At 51.3% G+C, this 1,459-nt stretch carries 2 protein-coding genes; one reads left to right on the top strand and one right to left on the bottom strand.

The features are described from left to right. A partial coding sequence (locus B3W37_RS14685; RefSeq protein ID WP_483176247.1) for a biotin--[acetyl-CoA-carboxylase] ligase occupies nt 1-629 on the bottom strand: 629 nt, incomplete at its 3' end. A 252-nt stretch (nt 630-881) separates the two neighbouring features. On the opposite strand from B3W37_RS14685, the gene B3W37_RS14680 reads away from it, so the two are divergent. Continuing rightward, on the top strand, nt 882-1,346 hold the full coding sequence (locus B3W37_RS14680) for a PaaI family thioesterase (RefSeq protein ID WP_483169847.1): 465 nt from the start codon (nt 882-884) through the stop codon (nt 1,344-1,346). Nucleotides 1,347-1,459 lie beyond the last annotated feature (113 nt).

Below are 1,459 nucleotides of genomic sequence, written 5' to 3'. Positions count from 1 at the left end.
ATGCCGATAATGATATATTCTATGCCATCCATATCAGTTACCGCTTCGGTCAATATACCCGCGATTTTACGCCCGTTTATCAGTACATCATTGGGCCATTTGATGCCTGGCTTTAAATCCAGCTGCTTCTCCAGGGTCTCTGCGACAGCCACGGCGATGGACGGTGTCACCCGGGAAAGCTGGTTTAGGGACAGGGGCGGCCGCATAATCAGGGACATGTAAATGCCCTGTCCGGGCTGGGAATGCCATGCCCGGCCTCTTCTCCCGCGTCCTGCGGTTTGCCGTTCCGCCACCACTATCGTTCCCTCGGGGGAGTTTTTGGCAGCCAGTTCTTTGGCATGGTTGTTGGTGGAATCTATCTCCGCAAAATAGAAGTAATTCTCCCGCCCCAACACTTGTGTTTGCAATCCGGAGACAACTTCCGCCGCAGATAGTATATCCGGCACAACGGTGAGGCGGTATCCCTTTTTGGGAGAGGTCTCTATTGCGTATCCTTCCGCTTGCAAAATCTTCACCTGCTTCCAGACCGCAGTCCTGCTCACCCCGAGTTCTTTGCTCAGGGCCCCGCCTGACACCCATTGACCTTGCTTTTCTCTTATGGCCGCCAGGACCGCTTCGCGCTGCATCATTTCCGCCTCCTATGTCAACGATATTTATTTATTATAGTAACATTAATAGTTGAAACATACCCAATTCTACCAAGTGAATTTTCTAAGGAGCAAGACCAATCCTGGATGGTTTGCCGGCAAATCAGTAGTTTGCGCACGGGTTTTTTGAGAAACGAATCGTATTGTTCCCACATCCGTCAAAGCGTTATTTATCTCCGGCCCACAACAGATATATAATTAGAAATGTATACCAAAATACGGGGGGAATATATTTTGCATTGCTACAAAGCTGAAAACAGGGGGCTCGATCAAGAGATATTTGAACTCCTGTGCGACCAGTACCACCGTCAGCCCTGTCATCAGGCCATGGGGTTTGAAGTTACTTATCTGGGCAAGGGAATCGCCGGTCTGAGGATGGTCACCGACCTCAGGTACACCACCAAGGGAGAGCGGGTGCATGGGGGGGCTATTGCCAGCATAGCTGATACGGTTATGAGTCTGGCGGCATCGACTTGCGGCCATATTTACAGGACTGCAGAAATGAAGCTCAATTATATAGCGCCGGTTTATGCCCGGACCGAGTTAAATGCTGAGGCCCGGGTGGTGCATCCCGGCAAGACCCTGGCGGTAGTGGAAGCCGAGTTTCATAACAGCGAAGGAAAGTTGATCGGCAAGAGCATGGGGACGTTTTTCAGGGACCCCCGAACACCGCTGGGTGAAGAAGGCGATCAGGTTTAAAGAGTTGGGCCTGAGAAGATTTTGCGGGAGACAAAACGGAGGGCCGGGATTGAGGAGCATGATGCTGACTGTTTCTCATAGCGGCCCTCTTCTTATTTACTACCAGCGGGCAT

The organism is Syntrophomonas sp. UBA5494 (genome assembly GCF_002426325.1).
This window is presented reverse-complemented; position numbering and strand designations above follow the sequence as displayed.